This is a genomic window from Agrobacterium sp. 16-2014-1-2a, assembly GCF_053522705.1.
Genome location: NZ_JBNWBX010000012.1, coordinates 55,518 through 79,876, shown reverse-complemented (window position 1 = coordinate 79,876; position 24,359 = coordinate 55,518). Strand labels below are relative to the sequence as shown.

Sequence of the window (24,359 nt, the reverse complement as noted above, 5' to 3'; positions counted from 1 at the left end):
TATGGATGCTTTTGACGCGGGTCTTAACATAAAGGACGATACGCGACTAACCACAAGCACTTATTCTTTTGTCTGATCGCTACGTAAAGTTTTACATGCGCGTCGGCATCCGCGTTTCCCCGCCCGCTTGTTGGCGAACAGGCATTCCTGTGCCAAAGAAGGTCGATACCGACGCCATCTACCAGAGGACCCGCCGTGACCATAGGGCTTGCCCACGCCGAACTCATCGCCGTCGTCACCGCCATCACCACGGACGAGCCGCGGGTAATGACCGTGCGGGCGGGCGCGGCACTTCCATCAGGGCCGTTTGAATTCGGACACAGGACGCTTCAGAGCGGGTTGAGAGAGTGGATACACGAACAGACACATCATCCCGTCGGCTATCTCGAACAGCTCTACACCTTCGCCGACCGGGACCGCAACAATGACATTCTTGGCGGAAGAACCATATCGATCGGTTATCTCGGGCTGGTTCGCGAACAGGAGCCGCCTGGCAATGGCCGCCCTCTCTGGCATGGCTGGTACGAGTATTTTCCCTGGGAAGACCATCGGCAGGGCCGGCCGGCGGTTCTGGACACAATCATCGAAAAGCTGCGCTGCTGGGCGGATTCCGACCCTGCCTGCAAAGGCCAGCGCCATTTACGGGCCGACTTCACCTTCGGCCTTGATGGCGGCGGCTGGAACGAGGAACTGACACTTCAGCGCTACGAATTGCTCTATGAGGCCGGACTGGTCGAAGAAGCCCAGAGTGAGCCTCGGATCAATTTCGGCAGACCGATGTTTGCCGATCACCGCCGCATTCTTGCCACCGGCATCGCGCGCCTGAGGGCGAAGATCAAGTACCGGCCTGTAGTTTTCGAACTGATGGCCGACGCTTTCACCCTGCTGCAATTGCAGCGCGCGGTGGAGGCGCTCGCCGGTCTGACGCTGCACAAGCAGAACTTCCGCCGGCTGATAGAACAGCAGCAGCTGGTGGAAGAAACTGGCGATATGGCGACCGAAACCGGCGGACGCCCTGCAAAACTCTTCCGATTCCGCCAGACCGTTGTGGATGAACGCGCCCTTTCCGGAACCAAACTGCCACTCTCCCGCAATTGACATATGCTCACAATGAGAATATCTCTTTGCCGTAGATATACTCAAATAGAGTATAAATGGGAGAGTGCCGTGAACGAACAGATATCTGCCGCAAGCCTTTACGACCGCGTCAGCCGCGTCATTCCCAAGGCGGAATGGATGGGTTTTCAGGATGATGTGGAGGCGATCCTCGATCTGAAGCGCAGGCGCAACGCCGTCATCCTCGCCCATAATTACCAGACGCCGGAAATCTTCCACGGCGTTGCCGATATCGTTGGCGATAGCCTCGCCCTTGCGCGCAAGGCAATGGAAGTAGAAGCGGATGTGATCGTTCTCGCCGGCGTGCATTTCATGGCCGAGACGGCAAAGCTGCTCAATCCGGGAAAAACCGTGCTTATTCCGGATATGGCCGCCGGCTGCTCGCTCGCCGATTCCATCACGCCCGAAGACATCGCACTTCTGCGCAAGGCCTATCCCGGCGTTCCTGTCGTCACTTACGTGAACACCTCGGCGGCGGTGAAGGCGGCTTCCGACATATGCTGCACCTCCGGCAATGCCCGCCAGGTGGTGGAATCGCTCGGCGTGCCGCGCGTGCTGATGCTGCCGGACGAATATCTGGCGAAGAATGTGGCGCGGGAGACCAATGTCGAACTCATCGCATGGCGCGGCCATTGCGAGGTGCATGAGCTTTTCACCGCCGACGACATCAGGGAATTGCGCGAAAGCCATCCCGGCATCACCGTTCTCGCGCATCCCGAATGTCCGCCCGATGTCGTCGAGGCCGCAGATTTTTCCGGCTCGACCGCTGTCATGTCGGATTACGTCGGCCGGGAAAGACCGGCCCGCGTGGTGCTTTTGACGGAATGCTCGATGAGCGACAATGTCGCCGTGCATCATCCCGATGTCGAATTCATCCGCCCCTGCAACCTCTGCCCGCACATGAAGCGCATCACGCTCGGCAATATCCGCACAGCGCTTGAAGAAAACCGCCACGAGGTGACAATCGATCCGGCTGTTGCGGTCGCCGCCCGCCGCGCGGTGGAAAGGATGCTGGCGGTATGAGTGACGCTCTGTCGCAATATGCGGGCAGGACGGTCATCGTCGGCAGCGGTATTGCCGGCCTGATGGCAGCATTGACGCTCGCACCGCAACCGGTCCTGCTTCTGACCCGCGGCGCGCTCGGTGGCGAAACGTCCAGCGCCTGGGCGCAGGGCGGCATTGCCGCAAGCCTTGGCGCTGACGACAGCACTGCACTGCATCTTGCCGATACGCTCGCCGCAGGCGACGGCCTCTGTGACGCGGCTATGGCAGCGGATATCGTCTCCACCGCCCCCGCCGTCATCGATGCCCTGGAACGAGCCGGAGTTCGTTTCGATCGCGATGCACAAGGCAGGCTCGTTTTCGGGCTGGAAGCCGCCCATGGCCGCCGGCGCATCCTGCATGCCGAAGGTGACGGCTCGGGTGCGGCCATTGTGAGGGCTCTTGCAGCCGCCGTTCTCAACACGCCGTCCATCGCAGTCCTGGAAGGTGCGGAGGTGCGCCGGCTGCTGACAGAGGGCGGGGCCATAACCGGTCTCATCTGCGCCGGGCAAAAGGGCAGCTTTGTTCTGCCGGCCACAAACGTCATTCTTGCAACCGGTGGCCTCGGCGGGCTGTATGAGGCCACCACCAATCCCACCGGCAATTTCGGACAGGGGATCATGCTCGCCGCGCGCGCCGGAGCCATCCTCACTGATATGGAATTCGTCCAGTTCCACCCAACGGCGCTTTCCTCTCCCCGGCGGCCGCTGGCTCTGGTCAGCGAGGCGGTGCGGGGCGAAGGTGCCGTTCTTCTCAATGAAAGCGGCGAACGTTTCATGGCGACCGTTCCGGGTGCAGAACTTGCCTCCCGCGATATTGTCGCCCGCGCCATCGACCGGGAAATCCTGCGCGGCGGCAAAGTCTTTCTCGATGCCCGCAAGGCGATCGGCAGCGGTTTTTCGGCGCGTTTCCCGTCAATCGACCTGCTATGCCGCGAGGCTGGTATAGACCCCGCCCGCGAACTCGTGCCCGTCCGTCCCGCCGTGCACTACCACATGGGCGGCGTCGCCACGGATGGTAATGGCCGTAGTTCCGTGCCGGGCCTATGGGTTGCGGGCGAAACCGCCTGCACCGGTCTTCACGGGGCTAACCGGCTGGCCAGCAACTCCCTGCTGGAGGCGGCTGCCATGGGCATGCGTGCGGCAAAAGATATTGCCGCCCGACCGGCATCAAAACGGGTGACAGCTGTCACGCCATTCGCAACGCCTGTTCTTTCGGCAGCAGACCCGTCTATCGTCCGGCCCATCGTCTCCCGCCATCTCGGCATCGCCAGACATGAAGCGGGGTTGATCAGCGCGATCAGCGAACTTCTCCCACTGGCCGAACAGAACGGCCCGGCATCCGATCCCGCCATCGTCGGGCTCGCAATCGCCGTCTTCGCCGCCTTGCGAAGAGAATCGCGCGGGGCCCATTTCCGCAACGACTTCTCGGAAAAGGACGCGACCGCCACAAGGCGCAGGCTTTGCCTGTCCGATGTCATCGCCATTGCCCATGACCTCTCATCGTCCAATCTTTTTTCTTCCAGCATTGCGCGGAGCGCCTGACATGACCCTCACCCCTCTGCCACGCATTATCGTGGAGCCGCTTGTCCGCAACGCCCTTCTGGAAGACCTGGGTCTGGCGGGCGACATCACGTCCGCCGCAGTCATCCCCGCCGGTCATCGCTCAGTCGTCGTCATGGCGGCGCGTGAACCGGGTGTCATCGCCGGTCTTGACGCCGCAGAACTGGCTTTCGAGTTGGTGGACCCGACAATCGTGATGAGGCGGCAGGTGCAGGATGGCGCGGCGGTCACTCCGGGCGATATTATCGCGACGATCGAGGGTCCCTCGCGCGGTCTTTTGACGGCGGAGCGCACCGCCCTTAATTTTCTCGGCCATCTCTCAGGCATCGCGTCCGTCACCGCCACAATCGCTGCCGCCATCTCCGGCACCAAAGCCTCGGTTGCCTGCACCCGCAAAACGACGCCGGGCCTCAGGGCGCTGGAAAAATATGCCGTGCGCGCCGGCGGCGGCATGAACCACCGTTTTGCCCTTTATGATGCTGTTCTCATCAAGGACAACCACATCGCCGTGGCCGGCGGCGTGCGTGACGCTATCCGCAGCGCCAAGGCGGGTGTCGGACATCTGGTCAAGATTGAGGTGGAGGTCGATACGCTCTTGCAATTGCGCGAAGCGATGGAGGAAGGGGTCGACGCGGTTCTACTCGACAACATGCCGCCGGAACAGCTGCGCGAGGCGGTGCAGATCGTCGCCGGACGCGCCATCACCGAGGCCTCCGGACGCATCACCCCTCAAACCGCAGCAGCCATTGCAGCAACCGGCATCGATCTCATCTCCGTCGGCTGGCTGACCCACAGCGCGCCGGTTCTGGATATCGGGCTGGACTTTCAAAGCCAAAGCTGACGAAAGCAAGGAGACCGGAACAAAATCCTCGATTGGCCGTTAATTCCCTGCCTGGGGTCAAGAGGCGGGGGGATCAGTGCGCGCAAAAGCCTGTCCATATGCCTGCGGACCTCTCTCACAAAGGAAAGGCCTGTTATGGAAGACGCACAAATCGGCTGGATTGCAGCAATCATCATCGGCGGCGTAGCCGGTTGGCTTGCCGAACAGTTCATGAAAAGCAACATGGGTCTTTTCATGAACATAATTCTCGGCATCGTTGGCGCCATCGTCGCCAATTTCCTGCTTGGGCTTGTGGGCATTTCGCTCGGAGGCTGGATTGGATACCTTATCGCCGGTTTCATCGGCGCATGCATTCTCATTGCCATCGGGCGCGCATTTCGCCGATAGAGGGAGGACACAATGAGCTTTTTCGACAAGATCAGGAACGCGATTTTTGGCAAGGCAGAGGCTGCACCGCAGACTTCGGCGCCAGCTGGCGCGCCCACGACAGACGCAAGCCCGGCCGCTCCGGCTCAGCCAGCAGCACCCGCACCGACAGCCGCTGCTCCGGCATCCACCGGCAGCGTCGATGTCGCCTCCATTCTGGACGCGGCGGTCAAGCAGAACGGACAGAAACTCGACTGGAAACATTCGATCGTCGATCTTCTGAAAGCGCTCGATCTGGACAGCAGCCTAACCGCTCGCAAGGAACTGGCAAGCGAACTCGGCTATACCGGTGATACCTCGGACTCAGCCACAATGAACATCTGGCTGCACAAGGCTGTCATCAAGAAGCTGTCTGAAAACGGCGGCAAGGTTCCGGCAGAACTTCTGCATTGAACTAGTGACCGGGAGAATCGCGATGGACGACTATTCAAACTTGCGAGAGCAGATCGGCCAGGACCTCGACACCCTGCACAGGACCGAGAATCCGAAATCGATTTTCGAGATTGCCGACGACTATCTTCTGGGAAACCCAAATCTCAAGAGAGCGCTGGTTGAAGACATCATCAAGGAAGAAGCGGACAAGCGCGGTATCGCGATCCACTGAAACCGCGCGTGTCAATCGCGGCGATTTCTACAAGAAGGGCGGCATCCAGATAGGACGCCGCCCTTTTTTGCCCCGTGCCCCGAAGCGTTATTTTTCCGGCTTGGCCTCGGCCTTTCTGGCGTTTTCTTCCATCAGCTCATACCACATGGCGTTCATGACGGCGAAAATGGCGGCGAGAGGCAGGCCGAGCAGCCAGGCGAAATACCACATGTTCGATCTCCTTGTATTTGTTCGATATTAATAAGCGTGGCCGCTGTCTTCACGGATCGCCTTTTCATCCACCTTGCCCGACAGCACGCGATAGACCCATGAAGTGTAAGCGACGATGATGGGGATGAAGATGAGGGCGACGACCAGCATGATGAACAGCGTCATATGGCTCGACGATGCGTCCCAGACCGTCAGGCTCGATTTCGGATCGATCGAAGAGGGCAGGATGAAGGGAAACATCGTCAGACCGACCGTCGAGATGATGCCGAATATGGCAAGCGAACTGGAAAGCAGCGCCAGCACCTCACGCCCGCCCCTTAACAACAGGAAGGCGACGAGCGGGAAGGCAAGACCGAGCGCCGGTGCCAGCATCATCCATGGATGGGCCGCGTAATTCGCAAACCAGACGCCGCTTGCGACCTCGACCGTCTTTGACAACGGATTGGACGGACCGTCGGTCACAACTTCCGAGGTGAAGCGATACCCATCGATACCGAGCCACAACAATACGCCACCAAGCGCAAAGAGAACTGTGGTGGCAAGTGCTGCAATGCTGCCGAAACTGCGGGCACGCGCAGCGACCGGCCCTTCGGTCTTCAGCACCAGCCAGGCCGCACCATGCATCACCAGCATGCAAACAGAAACGAGGCCGCAAAGGATTGCGTAAGGGTTGAGAAGCTCGAACAAAGTCGTGCCGTCGTAAAAAATCCTGAGGTCATCGTTGAAGCGGAAGGGTACGCCCTGCAGCACATTGCCGATCGCCACACCGAAAATCAGGGCGGGAACAAAGCCACCGACAAACAGCGCCCAATCCCAGGTATTGCGCCATGTCGTACTCTCGCGCTTGGAGCGGTATTTGAACCCCACCGGCCGCAGGATCAGCGCAAATAGTGTGGCGAACATCGCCAGGTAAAAACCTGAAAACGACACCGCATAAAGCGGCGGCCACGCGGCGAAGATGGCGCCGCCACCAAGGATGAGCCAGACCTGATTGCCTTCCCATACCGGGCCGATGGAATTGATGACGACACGCCGCTCGAGATCCGTTTTCGCAACGAAAGGCAGCAGCGCGCCCGTGCCAAGATCGAAACCGCCGGTCACGGCAAAACCGATCAGCACCACGCCAAGCAGCAGCCACCAGATGACGCGGAGGACTTCGTAGTCGATGAGTTGATGCAATATCATGATCGTTTACTCCGCAGCGACGAGTTTTTCAGGAACGAGCGGCGCTTCCGGCTCGTGATCCGGATCCGGCCCCTTGCGGATCGCCTTCAGCATCAGCCCCATTTCGACGATGAACAGCACCGTATAGATGGCGATGAAGCAGAGAAGCGTAATCAGAACCGTTGAGGCGCTGAGGCTGGAGACGGCGGCGGCCGTCGGCAGCACGCCTTCGATGATCCATGGCTGACGGCCGAATTCCGCGACCACCCAGCCCATTTCCGCAGCAATCCACGGCAGCGGAATGGCGAAGACGGCCACCTTCAGCAAGAACGGATAGTGATCCAGCCGGCGGCGGGCGGAGAGATAAAAGAAGGTCGCCGTCAACAGGATGAAGAACATGCCGAGACCGACCATGATGCGGAACGCCCAGAACAGCGTCGGCACATGCGGGATGGTATCGGCGGCGGCTTTGGCAATCTGCTCCTCCGTTGCCTGGCGCGGATCGTCGACATAACGTTTCAGCAACAGGGCGTAACCAAGCTCGTGGCCGAGTTCCGCAAAGGTGCCACGCACCTCTTCGGGCAGTTCCGCGCCCTTGCCGGTGGCACGTATCTGCATCAGCGCATCATAGGCCTTGATGCCATCGCGGATGCGGGTCTTTGCGAGTTCCACCAGATCGTTGATGCCGGGGATTTCCGTGTCCAGCGAGCGCGTGCCGATAAGGCCCATCACCCACGGAATTTTCACGGCGAAATGCGTCTCGCGGGCTTCCTGATCAGGAAAACCGATGGCAGTAAAGGGGGCGGGTGCCGGTTCCGTTTCCCACATGGCTTCGATCGAGGCGAGCTTCATCTTCTGGTGTTCGGTCGAAAGATAACCGCTTTCATCACCCAGCACGACGACCGACAGTGCAGCAGCCAGGCCGAAAGAAGCGGCAACCGTCATCGACCGCTTGGCGAGATCGACATGGCGGCCTTTCAGCACGTACCAGGCGGAAACGCCGAGCACGAAGATGGAGGCAGTGACATAACCCGCAGAAACCGTGTGCACGAACTTCGCCTGGGCGACCGGGTTCATCAGCACCGCGAAGAAATCCGTCACCTCCATGCGCATGGTCTGGGGGTTAAAGGCCGATCCCGTCGGGTTCTGCATCCAGCCATTGGCGATCAATATCCACAACGCCGAGAAGTTCGAGCCGATCGCCACGCACCATGTTGCGATGAGATGGCCGAGCTTGGACAGCTTGTCCCAGCCGAAAAAGAACAGACCGACAAAGGTGGCTTCCAGAAAGAAAGCCATCATTCCTTCGATCGCCAGCGGCGCACCGAAGATATCGCCGACATAGTGGCTGTAATAACTCCAGTTCATGCCGAACTGGAATTCCATGACGATGCCGGTGGAAACACCAAGCACGAAGTTGATGCCGAACAATGTACCCCAGAATTTCGTCATCTGCCGCCAGATGGTGCGGCCGGTCATGACATAGACCGTTTCCATGATGGCGATCACCACGGACAGTCCGATCGTCAGGGGAACGAATAGAAAGTGATATAAAGCGGTAACAGCGAATTGCAGGCGCGATAGCGCCACGATGTCGAGTTCCATGTTTTTACCCCACCTTTCAGGAAAGGCCGGCCTTCTGTTACGAAACGGCGCCGGCCCTAAAAAATCACTCAGTCCGGACGCAATGTTTGCAGCATTACGTCGTATTCCGGGGTGCCGCTTTGACATTGATCAAGTTGGCGCCCCTCTCTCAGCACGATGATGCGATCGGCAAATTCCGCCTCACGGCGATTGTGGGTTATCATCACGACAGTCTTGCCTTCCGCCCTTGCAAACAGCCGGCCGAGCACGTCACGGGCGGTTTCGCCGTCCAGCCCTTCCGTCACCTCGTCGAGAAGCCAGAGTGGTTTGTCGCGTAGAAGGAAACGGGCAAGGGCGAGCCGTCGTGACTGCCCGCCGGAGAGACCCTGCCCCGCCTCGCCAAGTCTCGTATCCAGCCCTGCGGCGAGGGTTTTGACATGCTCGCCAAGGCCTGCCGATTGCAGGGCATCCCACAGTTCACGCTCGGTCGCGGCAGGTTTTGCCAGCCTCAGATTATCAGCGATGCTGTCTCGGAAAAGCTGACTTCTCTGCGTCATGAGCGAGCAAGGCAAAGCGCTGACCCTGCCCGCCGCCGGTTGCACTTCACCAGCCAGAAGCTGGATGAGGCTGGTCTTGCCTGCACCGCTCGGCCCGATAATCGCAATCGTCTCTCCGGCGGCGATTGCAAGGTTGATATTCGTCAGGACAGGATTTTCGTTCCCATCCCGCTCCAGCCGCACACCATCAAGTTCAGCCACCAGGCCCATGGCAGGCACGCGCGGACAGTTGGCGGCTGCCTCGGCGGAAAGACGCGGCGCAATGCGTCTTGCCGAAAAAAGCGTGCGCCCGAGTTCCATTGCACCACGGCGCAGCGCCGTGAAGGGCTCCAGCGCGGCGAAACAGACGAGCAGGCCGAGGGCGGCAGTCGGCGCGGTCACAACGCCCTGCTCCGCAAGCCAGGCCATGCCGAGGAGAGCCGCACTCAAAAGAACCGCCGCTGAGATGCCGAATGAAAAACCGGCATTGGTTTCGATCCGGTTCAAGCGGTCATCGCAGGCGAGCAGATAATTGTCGGCTCGTTCAATCGCCGCAACCTGCGCGGAGAGACGGGCAGTCGTGAGCAATTCCACCTGCCCGTTGACCAAGTCCGCCGTGCGGGCACGAAGCGCTTCAAGCCCGATTGCCCGGCGACGCGCAAATTTTTCCGCCGTCAACGCCGATCGCACTGAAATGCCAATACCCGCCGCAACGAGGAAGAGGGCAACCAGAACGCCCGCAAGCGGATTGAGGAGGGCAAGACCGATGCCTGTTGCGATTGCGGCGAGGATTGCGACGGCGGCGGGTACCAGCACGCGCAGATAAAGCGAATCCAGCGCGTCGATATCCGCAGTCAGCCGGTTCAGCAGGCGGGCGGGCCTCGCCTCCAGATGTTTCGCCTCCTGCGGTGCGGCAAAGCCACGAAACAGCTTTTCGCGAAGCGCTGCAAGCACGGACAGCGTCGCCTCATGGGTGGTCATGCGTTCGCCATAACGGGCAGCGGTGCGTGACAACGCCAGCAGACGGATGGCCGCCGATGGCGCAAAGACGTCGAAAGCATAGGCTGTCGCGGGGACCAGACCGGCAATCGCGGTCGCAGTAATGAACCAACCGGAAACGCCGAGAAGGCCTATACCCGCCAGCACCGTCGTTGCTGCCAGAACCGCGCCAACGAGCAGCATGCCGCGACGCGCCGACCAGAACAGGGAAATGACAGGTTTCAATATGGCAAAACGCGCGATCATGACTGCCCCCTCGAATGGATCGTCGTCATATCCACGACCCTGTCCATGCGCGCGGCGAGCACAGGATCATGGGTTGCGACGATCAATGTCCTGCCTTTTGCGAGTTGCAGCAGGTTTTCGGTGACGAGCGCAGCCGTCTCCCGGTCAAGATGCGCTGTCGGTTCATCGACCAGCACAAGCTGCGTCGCCGGATCGGCGAAAGCACGCGCAATGGCGAGGCGCACCGCCTCCCCGCCCGAAATACCGTAGCCGCCGTCTCCTATAGGCAGATGCCGGCGTGCTTTCGACAATGCATCCAGCCCGGTGCAGCGCAGCGTCTCCTCGACCATGCCTTCGCTGACACCGGCGCGGCCAAAGCGAATATTCGCCTTCAGGGAACCGGCAAAAAAGAACGGCTTCTGGCTGACCCAGCCGATTGTCTTGCGCAGTCCATCGGCAGTCGCATGACCAAGCGTTACGCCCCCGATCCCTATTGTACCGCCGTCAGCCTCGGCCAAGCCGGCAATCAAGGAGAGTACAGTGGATTTACCACAACCGGAAGACCCAAGAATCGCGACTGTCTCACCTGACTGGACCGTAAGGTTTAGATTCCGAATGACAGGCGGAGCATTCGGATAGGCGAAGGAGAGATTAGCCAACTCCACCAGACCGGGCGTCGGAAAAGGGGCCATTGCGACCTCCTTACCCTCACCCACGATGGCTTTGCCAGCCCGCGTCAATGTGTCGAGCGCGCCCAGCGCCGCCTCGCCGGATGCGCGGTCGTGCCAGACGGCGGACAACTCCCGCAGCGGTTCGAAAAAGGCAGGCGCCAGAAGCAGGATGAACAGCCCCTCCGCAAGTGTCAGCTTCTCGCCCCACGCGCCGAAATCGAGAAAGCCGAGGAGATGGAAACCGATATAAACGGCGGTCATGGCAACGCCGAGGGCAGCGAAAAGCTCCAGCACCGCCGAGGACAGAAAGGCGATCCGCAGGACAGCCATCGTCCGCTTCTTGAGGTTCTCTGCGTCCGTCCGCAGGCGTCCAGCGGTCAGATCAACGGCTTCCAGTGCGCGGATCGTTTCCAGGCCGCGCAGGCGATCGAGCAGGAAAGCATTCATGTTGCCGGCCTCGGCCAGCTGCTTTTCACTGGCAGCTTTCGCCTGCCAGCCGATCAGCGCCATGAAAAGCGGGATAGTGGGCATGGAAAGCAGCAGAACAAGCGCCGCAATCCAGGTAAATGGCAGGATTGCCAGCACGAAAACCAAGGGGACAATGGTAGCTTTCATCCGCGCAGGCTGGAACCTGGAGAGATAAGGTACCAGCGCTTCGGCTGCCTCCGCGATGACGCTTGCCGCCTCGCCGGAGGCCGTGCGCGCCAGATCAAGCGGCGACACCTCCGCAACGGCATGAAGCGCTTGCAGCCGCCGCCGCGAAAGGGCGGCACGCGCGGCGCGAAACGACAGTCTCGCAGCAACTTTTTCCAGCCATGCCTTGATGAGACCGAGAATGAGAACAGCCACGGCCGCCGGCAGGATCGCCGTCATCGGCGCACCGTCGGCAATATTTCCGACCGAAAATGCAAGCAAACCCGCCTGGGGCAACCAGAGCAGAGCCGGCAGGACATGCAGCAGGGCGACCGATCTTCCTACCGCGGGTGCCTTTTCGATTTCCGCCATACCGACACCCTTGTCATTGGTGGATTTACCGAAGAAGCGCCGCCGTGCCTTATCGGTAGAGACCGCCGCTGGAACTGGACAGTCTGCATCATCGCCATTGGCGGATTGCCGGATTTCTGCGGACATGCTCACGGACGATCTCCTCACCTGTCCTTCTTGGCACGGGGTCTGGCAAGAGAGACGATCTTGTCCTTGGCCTCCAGAAGCTTCGTGACCTTCGAGCCGAGTGCCAGAAGCGAAGCCAACCGCTCCGTCTCCAGCTTCTTCACATCGTCATACCAGCCGGTGAGCTGCTCGATCAGCGTTTTCATCTCATCGATGCGCTTCTGCGCATGCCGCTCCTCTTCGTTTTCCGGCTTCTCCATCAGGATTTCACGAAGCACGCTGAGTGTCGGGTCGATCTCGCGCTTCTTGCGCTCTTCGGCAAGGGTGCGCAGAATTTGCCACACATCCTCCGGCGTCGTGAAAAAATCGCGCCGGTCGCCGGGGAAATGCTTGAGAATTGCAAGGTTCCATGCCTGAAGCTCCTTCAGGCTCATCGACACATTGGAACGGGAAATGCCGAGCGACTCGACAATGTCGTCCGCGCAGAGCGGCTTCGGCGAGATGTAAAGCAAAGCATAGACCTGGCCGACCGTGCGGTTGATGCCCCAGCGGCTGCCCATCTCGCCGAAATGCAGCACGAAGGACTGAACGAGCGGAGAAAGATTGGTGGGCATTTCTTTGCTTCCTGTATTTTCAGTAATTTCTGAAATTTCGATAAAGCAAAAAATGGCAATCGGCAAATCACCTTTTTGACCTGCGTCAATATGTGCAAATCAGAAGAGGCAGCGTCTGCCGGGAATCAGGGCTGCGCCCTCTGGCACACTTTCCCGGCCCGCGACGCACGAAATGATATCGATAACATCAAAGACGTCATGTTGTAGATGGAAGCGCGCGCATGAAAAATCGGCGGGGATTAATCCACCGCCGATCAAGACGTCGACAAACCGGCGTGCGCAACAGGCGCTTACGAAAAAGCGATCTGCACCTTCATGGCACGGCTGCGGTCGGAGGCAAATTCGAAGGCCGAGATGGCGTCATCGAGGTCCACCGTCTGGGTGATGAACGGCTTGACGTCGATCAGGCCTTTGCGCATCAGTTCGACGCCCGTCGCGAATTCCTCGTGGAACCGGAAAGAGCCGCGCAGATCGAGTTCCTTGGCAGTAATCGCCATCATCGGCAGGCTCATATCGCCACCAAGGCCAAGCTGGACGATGATGCCGCGCGGACGCAACGCCGTAATCCCGCCCGCAAGTGCAACGGCGGCACCGGAGCATTCATAGAGAACGTCGAAGGTTCCCTTGTTCGCGCCGTACGCCGCCAGCGCATCAGGCTCATCCTTGCTGTTTATGACGCGGTCCGCGCCCGCTTCCCGCGCCTTGGCAAGCGTGAAGTCCGAAAGATCGGTCGCGACGATTTCAGCGGCACCGGCACGGCGGGCAGACAGGATGGAGAGAATGCCGATGGGGCCGCAGCCGGTTACGAGCACGCGTTTTCCGAGCAAATCGCCGGCGCGGCGGGTGGCATGGAGTGTTACCGCCAGCGGTTCCGCCATAGCTGCCTCACCGGCACTCAAACCGTCGGCCGGAACGCATTGCAGGGCATCCGCGATGAGAACCTCGCGGAAAGCGCCCTGAATATGCGGAAACGGCATGGCGCTGCCATAAAAGCGCATGTTGAGGCACTGATTGTGCAGGCCTTCCTGGCAAAAGCGGCAGGTCCTGCACGGACGGGACGGCGAAACCGCGACCAGACCGCCAACCTTCAGCCCCTCGACGCCCTCGCCCAGCTCCTCAACAATGGCGGAGACCTCATGTCCCAGCACCATTGGTTCGCGAAGCCGTACCGCGCCGAAACCGCCGTGATTGTAATAGTGAAGATCGCTGCCGCAAATCCCGCCCCGAGCCAGACGAAGACGCACTTCTCCTGCCCCCGGCGCCTCCTCCGGCCGCTCCTCGATGCGCACATCCTTTGCCCCGTGGGCGACAATCGCTCTCATAAATATCTCCCGTTCGATATCGCGCCTTAAACGGCGCAACAAAATAATCCCTATCCCAATCATTGCCGCCGGCCGCGTCTCCGCCGCCCTGCAGCCTCCCCGCGCGCATGTTGCGTACCGGAAACAGGCGTTTAAGCCTTGACATCCACGTCTGAAAGGGATGAATGTTATCGATAACATAAACCGGCATGAAAGCAATGTCGAGAGACTGGAGGAAACAGTGGGCCTTAATTTGTTCGATCTTTCCGGCCGCCGCGCCCTGATCACCGGCTCGTCGCAGGGCATCGGCTTTGCGCTGGCGCAGGGCCTGGTGGAGGCGGGAGCCGAAGTGGTGCTGAACGGCCGCGACGAGGCAAAGCTGAAAGCAGCCGCCGCAGGCATCAAGGGTGCCAAGACGCTCGCCTTCGATGCCACCGATCATGACGCGGTGCGCAAGGCCATCGACGGTTTCGAGGCGGAAGTCGGCCCCATCGATATTCTGGTCAACAATGCCGGCATGCAGCACCGCACACCGCTGGAGGATTTTCCGGCCGACGCCTTCGAGCGCCTGTTACAGACAAACATCGCCTCGGTGTTCCACGCAGGGCAAGCCGTCGCGCGTCATATGATCAGCCGTGGACGTGGCAAGATCATCAACATCGCCAGCGTCCAGACCGCTCTCGCCCGCCCCGGTATCGCGCCGTACACCGCCACCAAGGGCGCCGTCGGCAATCTGACGAAGGGCATGGCGACGGACTGGGCGAAATATGGCCTGCAGTGCAACGCCATTGCGCCGGGCTATTTCGACACGCCGCTCAACGCGGCCCTGGTGGCAGACGAGACGTTTTCAGCATGGCTTGAAAAACGCACGCCCGCCGGCCGCTGGGGCAAGGTCGAAGAGCTTGTCGGCGCCTGCATTTTCCTGTCGTCCGATGCCTCGTCTTTCGTGAACGGACATATTCTTTACGTCGACGGCGGCATTACCGCCTCGCTTTGAAGAAGCCGTAACCACGACGCTTTGGGAGGAGACCGTGAGCACCATGACCGAGAAGAACAAAATCGCCCTCATTGGCGCTGGCGCGATGGGCGGCGCGATCGGTACGCGGCTGATCGAGACCGGCAATCACCTGACGGTTTTCGATCTGGACGCGGAAAAGGTGGCGGCTTTGACCAGCCTTGGTGCGCATAGCGCCGAGACGGCGGCGCAAGCGGCTTCGCTCTCCGATGTCGTGATCCTCAGCCTCAATTCGCCGAAAATCGTCCGCGCCGCCGTTTTCGGCAAAGATGGCGTGGCGGCGGGGGCCAGGCCCGGCACGCTGATCATCGACATGTCCTCCATCGATCCGGAAGCGACAAAAGAACTGGCGGCGGATGCGGCTGAAAAGGGGCTGCGCTGGGTGGACAGCCCGCTTTCCGGCGGCGCGCCGAAGGCACTCGTCGGGCAACTGACCCTGATGGCCGGCGGCACCGAAAAGGATGTGGCCGATGCCCATCGCGTGCTGCGGCACGTGGCCAGCAACTACACCCATATGGGTCCAAGCGGCGCAGGCCAGACGACGAAGCTCATCAATCAGGTTCTTTGCGGGCTGAACTTCCTTGCCGTAGCGGAAGCAACGCAGCTTGCGCTGGATGCCGGCGTCGATGCCACCAAAATTCCGCAGGCGCTGAAAGGCGGCCGCGCCGACAGCGCAATCCTTCAGGAATATATGCCACGTTACGTGGCGAAGGATTACCGCCGCACTGGCCGCATCGACAATATGGTCAAGGACCTGAACGGCGCGCAGGATCTGGCTCGACGCACCAACACGGCCATGCCGCTGACGGCGGTTTGCGCCGAGGTGCACCGCATGCTGACAGCGGCGGGACTTGGCGGCGAGGATCAGGCCGCCCTAATGGAATTTTTCACCGGCGCGAAACGCACCTTCACGGAATGATTTGCGCCATGGCCAGGGCAATAAAACCTTAGAGGCCGAGCTGACGCGAGGTCATTAAGGTGTGCCACCGTCATGGCCATTGCGAAATGTCTCCGCAGCGAAGATGATCGGGCGAATCGGCGGCGCAATCGGCCCGACGGCCGCAGACGCTTGCATGAAGGACAATTTCCCGATGACCACTTCCGCAACAGGCACGGGGATTGCCAGCCTGACCGTTTCCGGAAACGGCTTCAGCGCCGAGATCGCTTATGAGGGCGCGACCCTTCTGAGCTGGCGGCCACGACTTGCCGATGGCAATGCAAAAAACCTTGTCGACGGCTATTCGTCGCTTCAGGAATTGCAGTCGCAGAACGGCGTGAGAAACGGCATTCTCGCCCCCTTCACCAATCGCATTCCTCAGGGCCAATTTAAATTTGGCGGGGAGATGCACCGTATCGAGCCGGTGCTTGCCCACGAGGACCTCGTCTTCCACGGATTTGCCCGTGCCCTGCCCTTCGCCCTCGACCGATCTTTCGAGGAAAACGACGCGCACATTATCGTCTTTCGTGCCGAGATATTGCCGGCCGAATTCAAGGGCTATCCCTACCATCTCGCCATCGAGGTGGAATACCGGTTTGCCGGCCATGCGGTTACCATCGATATACGCGGCATCAATGGCGACGACCGGCCTTTGCCCTTTGCGGCCGGCTGGCATCCCTATTTCCGTCTGCCCGGCATATCCTCCATCGACGATCTCCTTCTCACCCTACCGTCGCGAACAGCGATCGAAACGGACGAGAATTTGATACCACTCACCGACAGTGAGACGGGCATTCTCAAACGGGACGATGCAGCGTTTCTTTCTGCCGCGCCGCTCGCAGGCCATGTGCTGGATGTCTGCTTTACCGATCTGATCCCATCCGCAAACGGGCTTTACGAGACTAGGATCGAAAACCGGAACGATGGTTCGAGCCTGACCGTTTGGCAGGAGCGCGGCCACATGCATGTCTTTACCGGCGATACGCTTGCCCGCGACAGGCGAAAATCCATCGCGCTCGAACCTGTGGAAACACCGACAAACGCTTTCAACCAGCCGCAACTTGAAGCGGACATCACCCTTCAACCGGGCGAGACCCGAAGTTTCCGCTTTGGTTTCCGTTTTGAAGCCGAGCGCTGAAAAAAGACCAAATATTGCGATCAGATATGCGTCGTCGGGAGTGAAGACGACAGCTTCACCGTCTCCATGGAGATATAGGCGGACATGTCGTAAAGCTCGACCCGCCGGAGGATCTGTTTGTAGATGGTGTCGTAATATTCGACATTTGGAAGCACGAGTTTCAGAATATAATCGAAATTGCCGGTCAGCCGGTGCACCTCGACGATCTCCGGTATGGTGCTGACGGCGGCATGGAACCGGTCCAGCCAGTCCTCCGCATGCAGGCCGGTTCTCACGAGCAGGAAAACCGTGGTCGGCAGGTTGATTTTCCGCCGGTCGAGCAGCGCCATCGTGCCGGTCACATATCCTTCCGCACGCAGACGCGTGATACGGCGGGAACAGGCGGAAAGCGATAACGACACCTCATCCGCGATATCGGCGAGAGGTGTTTCTGCATTCTCCTGGAGAATTGCAAGGATTCGGCGGTCACGGTCGTCAATCATTGTTTCAGAATGCACCGGTTAACGTAGTGGCGCAAGAAATTTGCGAGCTGAGCATAATGCACGCCCATAATTTGCAATCTGTCTTCTAAATCCCTGAAAAAACGCATGCCGTTTTCATCGCGGCAATGGCATTCTTGTCATCAATCAAACTTTTATAAGGGAACGTCTATGAAACGGATCGGTCTGATCGGCGGCATGAGCTGGGAATCCACCGCAACCTATTATCGCATGATCAACGAGGCCGTTCGTGACAGCCGCGGTGGGCTCGTATCGGCCGATATCGTCATGCATTCGCTCGATTTTTCCGAGGTTGTCGCCCTTCAGAAGGCCGACCGCTGGGATGAGGCCGGCGCGCTTTTGGGCGCTGCGGGTGCGCGTCTTGCCAATGCGGGTGCCGATTGTGTGCTGATCTGCACCAACACCATGCACCTCGTTGCGGAAACCGTTGAAAAAATGTCGGGCGTCACTCTCATCGACATCATTGACGAAACTGCCACCGCATTGAAGGCGGATGGACGCCGCAAGCCGCTTCTGCTCGCCACGCGCTACACGATGGAACATGGCTTCTACACCGACCGCATGCGCCGCCACGGCGTCGATGTGGTCGTGCCGGATGAGGAAGACAGGGCCGCCATCCACGACATCATTTTTGGCGAATTGTGCCAGGGCGAGATCAAGTCGTGCTCGCGCGAGCGCTACATGTCGGTCATCGAGAAAGCCCGTGCGCTCGGCGTCGATTCCGTCATTCTCGGCTGCACCGAAATTTCCCTGCTGATCGATCCCGATGCCCTGCCTTTGCCGGGTTACGATTCGACCGCCATTCACGCCCAGGCCGCTGTCGGCTTCGCGCTCGGAAACAAGGCCCTGAACAGAGCTGCATGAATGTGCCGCCTTTTTGCCTATTCCGGTAAACCGGTCTGGCTCGACAGTCTTCTGATCGAGCCGGAAGCGTCGCTGGTCAGCCAGTCCATGGCCGCAAGGGAAGCTAAAACCGTCGTCAATGGCGACGGTTGCGGTCTTGGCTGGTATGGCGAGCGCGGAACGCCCGGCGTTTTTCGCGACACCAGACCCGCCTGGTCCGACGCCAATCTGGCCGCCCTTTGCCACCAGCTTCGCTCGGGCATGTTCATGGCCCACGTCCGCTCCGCCACATCAGGCGAAGTATCCCGTGCCAATTGCCACCCCTTTGCGCATGGTCAATATCTGTTCATGCATAACGGCCAGATCGGCGGCTACGAGCAGATCAGGCGCGACATTGATTCCCTCATACCCGATGATATTTATTCCGCCCGGCGCGGCACCGGCGACAGCGAAGCCATCTTCCTGATTGCCGCCGGCCACGGCCTTGATGCGGACCCGGTTCGGGCCATTTCCACCGCGCTGCGCCTCTGCCTGGAAAAGATGATCGCGGCGGGTGTTTCTTCCGCGTTGCGGTTCAGCGCCGTGTTGATGGATGGCGATTGCCTGCACGCCTTCCGCTGGTCAAGCGACGACAAGCCGCCAACGCTTTACTGGCGTGGGCTTGAAGAGGGCATAGCGCTAAGCTCGGAACCCTTTTCCTTCGATTGCACCCCGTGGTGTGCGGTGCCGCCAAATACCCGGGTGACGATCCGCGCCGGCGGTATGACCACTGAACCTTTTTCCCTGCCGTAAACGTCGCATTTCATGACGACCGAGGCCATTTTTTTCAGTTTGGCCGCCACCGGTGGGCGCGGCTGCGGCAGCGTCGTGTTTATTTTCATTGAATTATCTCCGCCGCGAAGGCTAGTGTGTGATCCGATAGACCGAAACAGATTTCAGGACCGGTGAACCATTTCAGAAGTGTTGCAGCCCCTCTCCCTTTCTTGAACGATGCCCTGCATCGCAACGACCATGTAAACCCGTTCATGAATGACGGACAATGGGCAGGCAATGCCTTTGGCGATCCTCGGGACGCTGAAGAAAAAGTGTTATTTTTCATTACCCTAAGCCGTTCAAATTTCCACAAAAAATGCTGTTGCCACGCCTCCATATCGATGCATAAACTGGCATCAGTAAAGGCAAACCGGATCGACCTCATCAGACCCTCTCCTCCCACCAAGGTGCTGACCGACCAATGATCAATAATCTAAACGCCGCCGATCTTCCCCGTCCCGCCCCGCGCAGTTCCAACCCGGAAATCATGGCAGCGGAAATCATCGAGCGCCTCACCTACCGTATCGGCAAGGACGTAAAAGTTGCCAAGCCGCACGACTGGCTGACCGCGACCATTCTCGTCGTCCGTGACCGCATCATCGACAAGTGGATGGCCTCCACCCGCAAGGCCTATGCCAACAATTCCAAGCGCGTTTATTACCTGTCGCTCGAGTTTCTGATCGGTCGCCTGATGCGCGATGCGATCTCCAATATCGGGCTGATGCACGAAATCAGGGACGCGCTTTCTTCGCTCGGCGTCGATCTCGATGTCATTGCGGGACTGGAACCGGATGCGGCACTTGGCAATGGCGGCCTTGGCCGTCTCGCTGCCTGTTTCATGGAATCGATGGCAACCGTCGATATTCCCGCCTATGGCTACGGCATCCGTTATGTGCACGGCCTTTTCCGCCAGCAGATGGCGGACGGATGGCAGGTGGAATTGCCGGAGACCTGGCTGGCGCACGGCAATCCCTGGGAATTCGAACGCCGCGAAAGCTCGTATGAAATCGGCTTTGGCGGATCGGTGGAAACCATCGGTGGATATGAGGAGCCGCAGCGCTTCGTCTGGAAACCGGCCGAACGCGTCATTGCCATGGCTTACGACACGCCTGTCGTCGGCTGGCGCGGCACCCGCGTCAACACCTTGCGCCTATGGTCGGCGCAGCCTATCGACCCCATTCTGCTTGCCGCCTTCAATGCCGGCGACCACATTGGCGCGCTGCGGGAAAGCAACAAGGCCGAAAGCCTGACGCGCGTTCTCTACCCCGCCGATGCGACCCCGGCCGGCCAGGAATTGCGTCTGCGGCAGGAGTTCTTCTTCTCCTCCGCCTCCCTGCAGGACATTCTGCGCCGTCACCTGCAGCAATATCCGGATTTCACCTCGCTGCCCGACAAGGTTTCGATCCAGCTCAACGACACGCATCCGGCCATTTCCATCTGCGAAATGATGCGCCTGCTATGCGATGTCCACGGCCTTGAATTCGACGAAGCCTGGAAGATCACGCAGGGCACCTTCTCCTACACCAACCACACGCTTTTGCCCGAAGCGCTGGAAAGCTGGCCCGTCCCGCTGCTCGAGCGGCTTTTGCCGAGGCACATGCAGATCGTCTATGCGATCAATGCCAATACGCTGGTCTACGCACGCAAGGAAAAGAAGATGCCGGATCAGCAGATCCGGTCCATCTCGCTGATCGACGAAAACGGTGAGCGGCGCGTGCGCATGGGCAATCTCGCCTTTATCGGCTCGCATTCCATCAACGGTGTCTCGGCACTTCATACCGAACTGATGAAGGAAACGGTCTTTGCCGACCTGCACAGCCTTTATCCCGAGCGCATCAACAACAAGACCAACGGCATCACCCCGCGCCGCTGGCTGATGCAGTGCAACCCCGGCCTGACCGGATTGATCCGGGAAGCGATCGGCGACGATTTCCTCGACGATGCGGAAAAGCTGACAGCGCTCGACCGCTTCGCCGACGATGCCGGTTTCCGCGAAAAATTTGCCGAAGTGAAGCGTCTGAACAAGGTGCGGCTTGCCAATACGGTGGCGCAACGCATGGGCATCCGTGTCGATCCCTCGGCCATGTTCGACATCCAGATCAAGCGCATCCATGAATATAAGCGCCAGCTTCTGAACCTTATCGAAACGGTGGCGCTTTACGACCAGATCCGTTCTCACCCGGAACTGGATTGGGTACCGCGCGTTAAGTTCTTCGCAGGCAAGGCAGCGCCGAGTTATCACAACGCGAAGCTGATCATAAAACTTGCCAACGATATTGCCCGGGTCATCAACAACGATCCGGCCGTGCGCGGGCTTCTGAAAGTGGTATTTATTCCGAACTACAACGTCTCGCTTGCGGAAATCATGGTTCCGGCCGCCGATCTGTCCGAACAGATCTCGACGGCCGGCATGGAAGCCTCGGGCACCGGCAACATGAAGTTTGCGCTGAACGGCGCGCTCACCATCGGCACGCTGGATGGTGCGAACGTCGAAATGCTCGAACATGTCGGCGAGGACAACATCGTCATCTTCGGCATGACGGCGGAAGAGGTGTCGAAAGCGCGCGCCGAGGGCCACAACCCCCGCGCGATTATTGAACAGTCGGTGGAACTGTCGCAGGCGCTGTCATCCATCGCCTCTGGCGTATTCTCACCCGACGACCGCTCCCGCTTTGCCGGGCTGATCGACGGCATTTACAACAGCGACTGGTTCATGGTCGCGGCCGACTTCGACGCCTACGCCGAAGCGCAGCGCAAGGTGGATGCGATCTGGAGCGATCCGGAAAGCTGGTATGCGAAAACAGTCCGTAACACGGCGCGTATGGGCTGGTTCTCGTCCGACAGGACGATCCGGCAATACGCCGCCGATATCTGGAGAGCCTGATGAAAAAACCGCTCAATTCGGCCGAAGAGAAAAAGACTGGCGAAATCACGAAGGCTGAAATCGAGGCGATCAAGAGCGGTTTGCATTCCAACCCCTTTGCACTTCTCGGCGTTCACGAAACGCCGGGAGGTTTTTCTGCACGGTGTTTCATTCCGGGGGCTGAAGAAGTGTCTGTCCTCACACTGGACGGATCTTTCGTCGGCGAACTGAAGCAGCTCGATCCTGAGGGTTTCTTCGAAGGCCCGGTCGATCTCACCATGCGTCAGCCGGTGCGTTATCGCGCCTGTCGCGACGATGCGGAATGGGCAGTGACCGACCCCTACAGCTTTGGTCCGGTTCTTGGACCGATGGACGATTATTTCGTCCGCGAGGGATCGCATCTGCGACTGTTCGACAAGATGGGCGCTCATCCGCTCAAGCTTGAAGGCGTCGAAGGTTTCCACTTCGCCGTCTGGGCTCCCAATGCGCGGCGCGTCTCCGTCGTCGGCGATTTCAACAATTGGGATGGTCGACGGCATGTGATGCGCTTCCGCAAGGATACCGGCATCTGGGAAATTTTCGCACCTGACGTCTATGCCGGCTGCGCCTATAAATTCGAGATTCTCGGCGCAAACGGCGAGCTTCTACCGCTGAAGGCCGACCCCTATGCACGGCGTGGTGAACTGCGGCCGAAGAACGCCTCCGTCACCGCACCAGAACTGGCGCAGAAATGGGAAGATCAGGCCCACCGGGAACATTGGGCGCAAGTGGACCAGCGCCGGCAGCCGATCAGCATTTACGAGGTGCACGCCGGTTCCTGGCGGCGTCGCGAGGACGGCACCTTCCTCAGCTGGGACGAAATGGCCACCCAGCTCATTCCCTATTGCACGGATATGGGCTTCACCCATATCGAGTTTCTGCCGATCACCGAACATCCCTACGATCCGTCCTGGGGTTACCAGACGACCGGGCTTTATGCCCCGACCGCCCGTTTCGGCGATCCGGAAGGTTTCGCCCGCTTCGTCAACGGCGCCCACAAGGTCGGCATCGGCGTGATCCTCGACTGGGTTCCCGCGCATTTTCCAACCGACGAGCACGGCCTAGGCCTGTTTGACGGGACAGCGCTTTACGAACATGCCGACCCGCGTCAGGGTTTTCACCCCGACTGGAACACGGCCATCTACAATTTCGGCCGCATTGAGGTATTGTCCTACCTCGTCAACAACGCGCTTTATTGGGCCGAAAAATTCCATCTCGATGGATTGCGCGTCGATGCCGTCGCCTCGATGCTCTATCTCGATTATTCCCGCAAGGAAGGCGAGTGGATCCCCAACGAATATGGCGGGCGCGAGAACCTGGAATCCGTCCGCTTCCTGCAGAAGATGAACTCGCTCGTCTACGGCACCCATCCGGGCGTCATGACCATTGCTGAAGAATCCACCTCCTGGCCGAAAGTGTCGCAGCCGGTTCACGAGGGCGGCCTCGGTTTCGGCTTCAAATGGAATATGGGTTTCATGCACGACACCCTGAGCTATTTCTCGCGTGAGCCGGTGCACCGCAAGTTCCACCATCAGGAACTGACCTTCGGGCTGCTTTATGCCTTCACCGAAAATTTCGTGCTGCCGCTTTCCCATGACGAAGTAGTGCACGGCAAGGGATCGTTGATCGCCAAGATGTCCGGCGACGACTGGCAGAAATTTGCCAATCTCCGGTCCTATTACGGCTTCATGTGGGGTTATCCCGGCAAGAAGCTGCTGTTCATGGGGCAGGAGTTCGCCCAGTGGAGCGAATGGAGCGAAAAGGGATCGCTCGACTGGAACCTTCGCCAATATCCGATGCATGAGGGTATGCGCCGCCTCGTGCGCGATCTCAACCTCACCTACCGTTCGAAAGCCGCTCTGCACGCCCGTGACTGCGAACCCGAAGGTTTCCAATGGCTGGTGGTCGACGATCACGAGAATTCCGTCTTCGCCTGGCTGCGCTCGGCGCCCGGCGAAAAACCGGTGGCGGTCATCTGCAATCTGACCCCGGTCTACCGGGAAAACTATTATGTGCCGCTTCCTGTTGCGGGGCGGTGGCGGGAGATTCTCAACACCGATGCCGAAATTTATGGCGGCAGCGGCAAGGGAAATGGCGGACGCGTTCAGGCGGTCAATGCCGGTGGGGAAATCGGGGCGATGCTCGTCCTGCCGCCCTTGGCAACGATCATGCTCGAACCGGAAAACTGACAGACAGAACGGGAGGAC

Annotated in this window: 22 protein-coding genes; 14 read left to right on the top strand and 8 right to left on the bottom strand. The window is 59.7% G+C overall.

Going from position 1 to position 24,359, the window contains the following annotated elements:
• Window positions 1–195 precede the first annotated feature (195 nt).
• The 7 genes from ACQZ45_RS25170 (at window position 196) to ACQZ45_RS25140 (ending at window position 5,590) form a co-directional block, all read left to right on the top strand.
• Window positions 196–1,098, top strand: a complete 903-nt coding sequence (locus ACQZ45_RS25170; RefSeq protein WP_013762088.1) for an NUDIX hydrolase — start codon at window positions 196–198, stop codon at window positions 1,096–1,098.
• A gap of 69 nt (window positions 1,099–1,167) precedes the next feature.
• A complete protein-coding gene (gene nadA / locus ACQZ45_RS25165; RefSeq protein WP_013762087.1) occupies window positions 1,168–2,139 on the top strand; it encodes a quinolinate synthase NadA in 972 nt (323 codons plus the stop codon).
• Complete coding sequence (locus ACQZ45_RS25160) at window positions 2,136–3,701, top strand: L-aspartate oxidase (protein WP_013762086.1); 1,566 nt, start codon at window positions 2,136–2,138, stop codon at window positions 3,699–3,701. Before nadA ends, ACQZ45_RS25160 begins: the two co-directional genes overlap by 4 nt.
• A 1-nt stretch (window position 3,702) precedes the next feature.
• On the top strand, window positions 3,703–4,560 hold the full coding sequence (nadC, locus tag ACQZ45_RS25155) for a carboxylating nicotinate-nucleotide diphosphorylase (RefSeq protein WP_013762085.1): 858 nt from the start codon (window positions 3,703–3,705) through the stop codon (window positions 4,558–4,560).
• A gap of 135 nt (window positions 4,561–4,695) precedes the next feature.
• A complete protein-coding gene (locus tag ACQZ45_RS25150; protein ID WP_004431872.1) occupies window positions 4,696–4,947 on the top strand; it encodes a GlsB/YeaQ/YmgE family stress response membrane protein in 252 nt (83 codons plus the stop codon).
• A gap of 12 nt (window positions 4,948–4,959) precedes the next feature.
• The gene (locus ACQZ45_RS25145; RefSeq protein WP_448742587.1) at window positions 4,960–5,379 is read left to right on the top strand and encodes a DUF3597 domain-containing protein; all 420 of its coding nucleotides are present in this window, start codon (window positions 4,960–4,962) and stop codon (window positions 5,377–5,379) included.
• Between the two features lie 22 nt (window positions 5,380–5,401).
• A complete protein-coding gene (locus tag ACQZ45_RS25140) occupies window positions 5,402–5,590 on the top strand; it encodes a hypothetical protein (RefSeq protein ID WP_004431853.1) in 189 nt (62 codons plus the stop codon).
• 87 nt (window positions 5,591–5,677) lie between these two features.
• Here the strand turns inward: ACQZ45_RS25140 and cydX are convergent, their stop codons facing one another.
• The 7 genes from cydX to ACQZ45_RS25105 form a co-directional block, all read right to left on the bottom strand.
• Entirely contained in the window at window positions 5,678–5,800 is a 123-nt protein-coding gene (gene cydX, locus ACQZ45_RS25135) for a cytochrome bd-I oxidase subunit CydX (protein ID WP_003498405.1), read from the bottom strand.
• Between the two features lie 27 nt (window positions 5,801–5,827).
• Window positions 5,828–6,985, bottom strand: a complete 1,158-nt coding sequence (gene cydB / locus ACQZ45_RS25130; protein WP_333704545.1) for a cytochrome d ubiquinol oxidase subunit II — start codon at window positions 6,983–6,985, stop codon at window positions 5,828–5,830.
• 6 nt (window positions 6,986–6,991) lie between these two features.
• Entirely contained in the window at window positions 6,992–8,569 is a 1,578-nt protein-coding gene (locus ACQZ45_RS25125) for a cytochrome ubiquinol oxidase subunit I (RefSeq protein ID WP_013762083.1), read from the bottom strand.
• A gap of 68 nt (window positions 8,570–8,637) precedes the next feature.
• Window positions 8,638–10,329 carry a thiol reductant ABC exporter subunit CydC gene (cydC, locus tag ACQZ45_RS25120; RefSeq protein WP_013762082.1) on the bottom strand — a complete coding sequence of 564 codons (1,692 nt, stop codon included), beginning with the start codon at window positions 10,327–10,329 and terminating at the stop codon, window positions 8,638–8,640.
• Window positions 10,326–12,110, bottom strand: a complete 1,785-nt coding sequence (gene cydD / locus ACQZ45_RS25115) for a thiol reductant ABC exporter subunit CydD (protein WP_448742594.1) — start codon at window positions 12,108–12,110, stop codon at window positions 10,326–10,328. The genes cydC and cydD overlap by 4 nt, the downstream gene beginning before the upstream one ends.
• A gap of 17 nt (window positions 12,111–12,127) precedes the next feature.
• The gene (locus ACQZ45_RS25110) at window positions 12,128–12,703 is read right to left on the bottom strand and encodes a GbsR/MarR family transcriptional regulator (protein ID WP_013762080.1); all 576 of its coding nucleotides are present in this window, start codon (window positions 12,701–12,703) and stop codon (window positions 12,128–12,130) included.
• A 290-nt stretch (window positions 12,704–12,993) separates the two neighbouring features.
• Entirely contained in the window at window positions 12,994–14,025 is a 1,032-nt protein-coding gene (locus ACQZ45_RS25105) for an L-idonate 5-dehydrogenase (protein ID WP_004431840.1), read from the bottom strand.
• Window positions 14,026–14,245: 220 nt separating this feature from the next.
• Between ACQZ45_RS25105 and ACQZ45_RS25100 the strand changes: the two genes are divergently transcribed.
• The 3 genes from ACQZ45_RS25100 to ACQZ45_RS25090 all read left to right on the top strand — a co-directional run bounded on the left by ACQZ45_RS25100 (window position 14,246) and on the right by ACQZ45_RS25090 (window position 17,094).
• Complete coding sequence (locus tag ACQZ45_RS25100; RefSeq protein WP_025595224.1) at window positions 14,246–15,001, top strand: SDR family oxidoreductase; 756 nt, start codon at window positions 14,246–14,248, stop codon at window positions 14,999–15,001.
• Between the two features lie 43 nt (window positions 15,002–15,044).
• Window positions 15,045–15,938, top strand: coding sequence for an NAD(P)-dependent oxidoreductase (locus tag ACQZ45_RS25095; protein WP_448742593.1), 894 nt, complete (start codon window positions 15,045–15,047; stop codon window positions 15,936–15,938).
• 154 nt (window positions 15,939–16,092) lie between these two features.
• Window positions 16,093–17,094 carry an aldose 1-epimerase gene (locus ACQZ45_RS25090; RefSeq protein WP_162690651.1) on the top strand — a complete coding sequence of 334 codons (1,002 nt, stop codon included), beginning with the start codon at window positions 16,093–16,095 and terminating at the stop codon, window positions 17,092–17,094.
• A gap of 20 nt (window positions 17,095–17,114) precedes the next feature.
• On the opposite strand, the gene ACQZ45_RS25085 is transcribed toward ACQZ45_RS25090, so the two are convergent.
• The gene (locus ACQZ45_RS25085; RefSeq protein WP_003498392.1) at window positions 17,115–17,576 is read right to left on the bottom strand and encodes an Lrp/AsnC family transcriptional regulator; all 462 of its coding nucleotides are present in this window, start codon (window positions 17,574–17,576) and stop codon (window positions 17,115–17,117) included.
• A gap of 168 nt (window positions 17,577–17,744) precedes the next feature.
• Here ACQZ45_RS25085 and ACQZ45_RS25080 point away from each other — a divergent pair, with 168 nt between their 5' ends.
• From ACQZ45_RS25080 to glgB, 4 genes are all read left to right on the top strand, one after another.
• Window positions 17,745–18,458 carry an aspartate/glutamate racemase family protein gene (locus ACQZ45_RS25080; RefSeq protein ID WP_013762076.1) on the top strand — a complete coding sequence of 238 codons (714 nt, stop codon included), beginning with the start codon at window positions 17,745–17,747 and terminating at the stop codon, window positions 18,456–18,458.
• Window positions 18,459–19,229, top strand: coding sequence for a class II glutamine amidotransferase (locus ACQZ45_RS25075; protein WP_004431819.1), 771 nt, complete (start codon window positions 18,459–18,461; stop codon window positions 19,227–19,229).
• Window positions 19,230–19,671: 442 nt separating this feature from the next.
• A complete protein-coding gene (locus ACQZ45_RS25070; RefSeq protein ID WP_004431815.1) occupies window positions 19,672–22,134 on the top strand; it encodes a glycogen/starch/alpha-glucan phosphorylase in 2,463 nt (820 codons plus the stop codon).
• Entirely contained in the window at window positions 22,134–24,341 is a 2,208-nt protein-coding gene (gene glgB, locus ACQZ45_RS25065) for a 1,4-alpha-glucan branching protein GlgB (RefSeq protein WP_013762074.1), read from the top strand. The genes ACQZ45_RS25070 and glgB overlap by 1 nt, the downstream gene beginning before the upstream one ends.
• The last annotated feature ends 18 nt before the right edge of the window (window positions 24,342–24,359 follow it).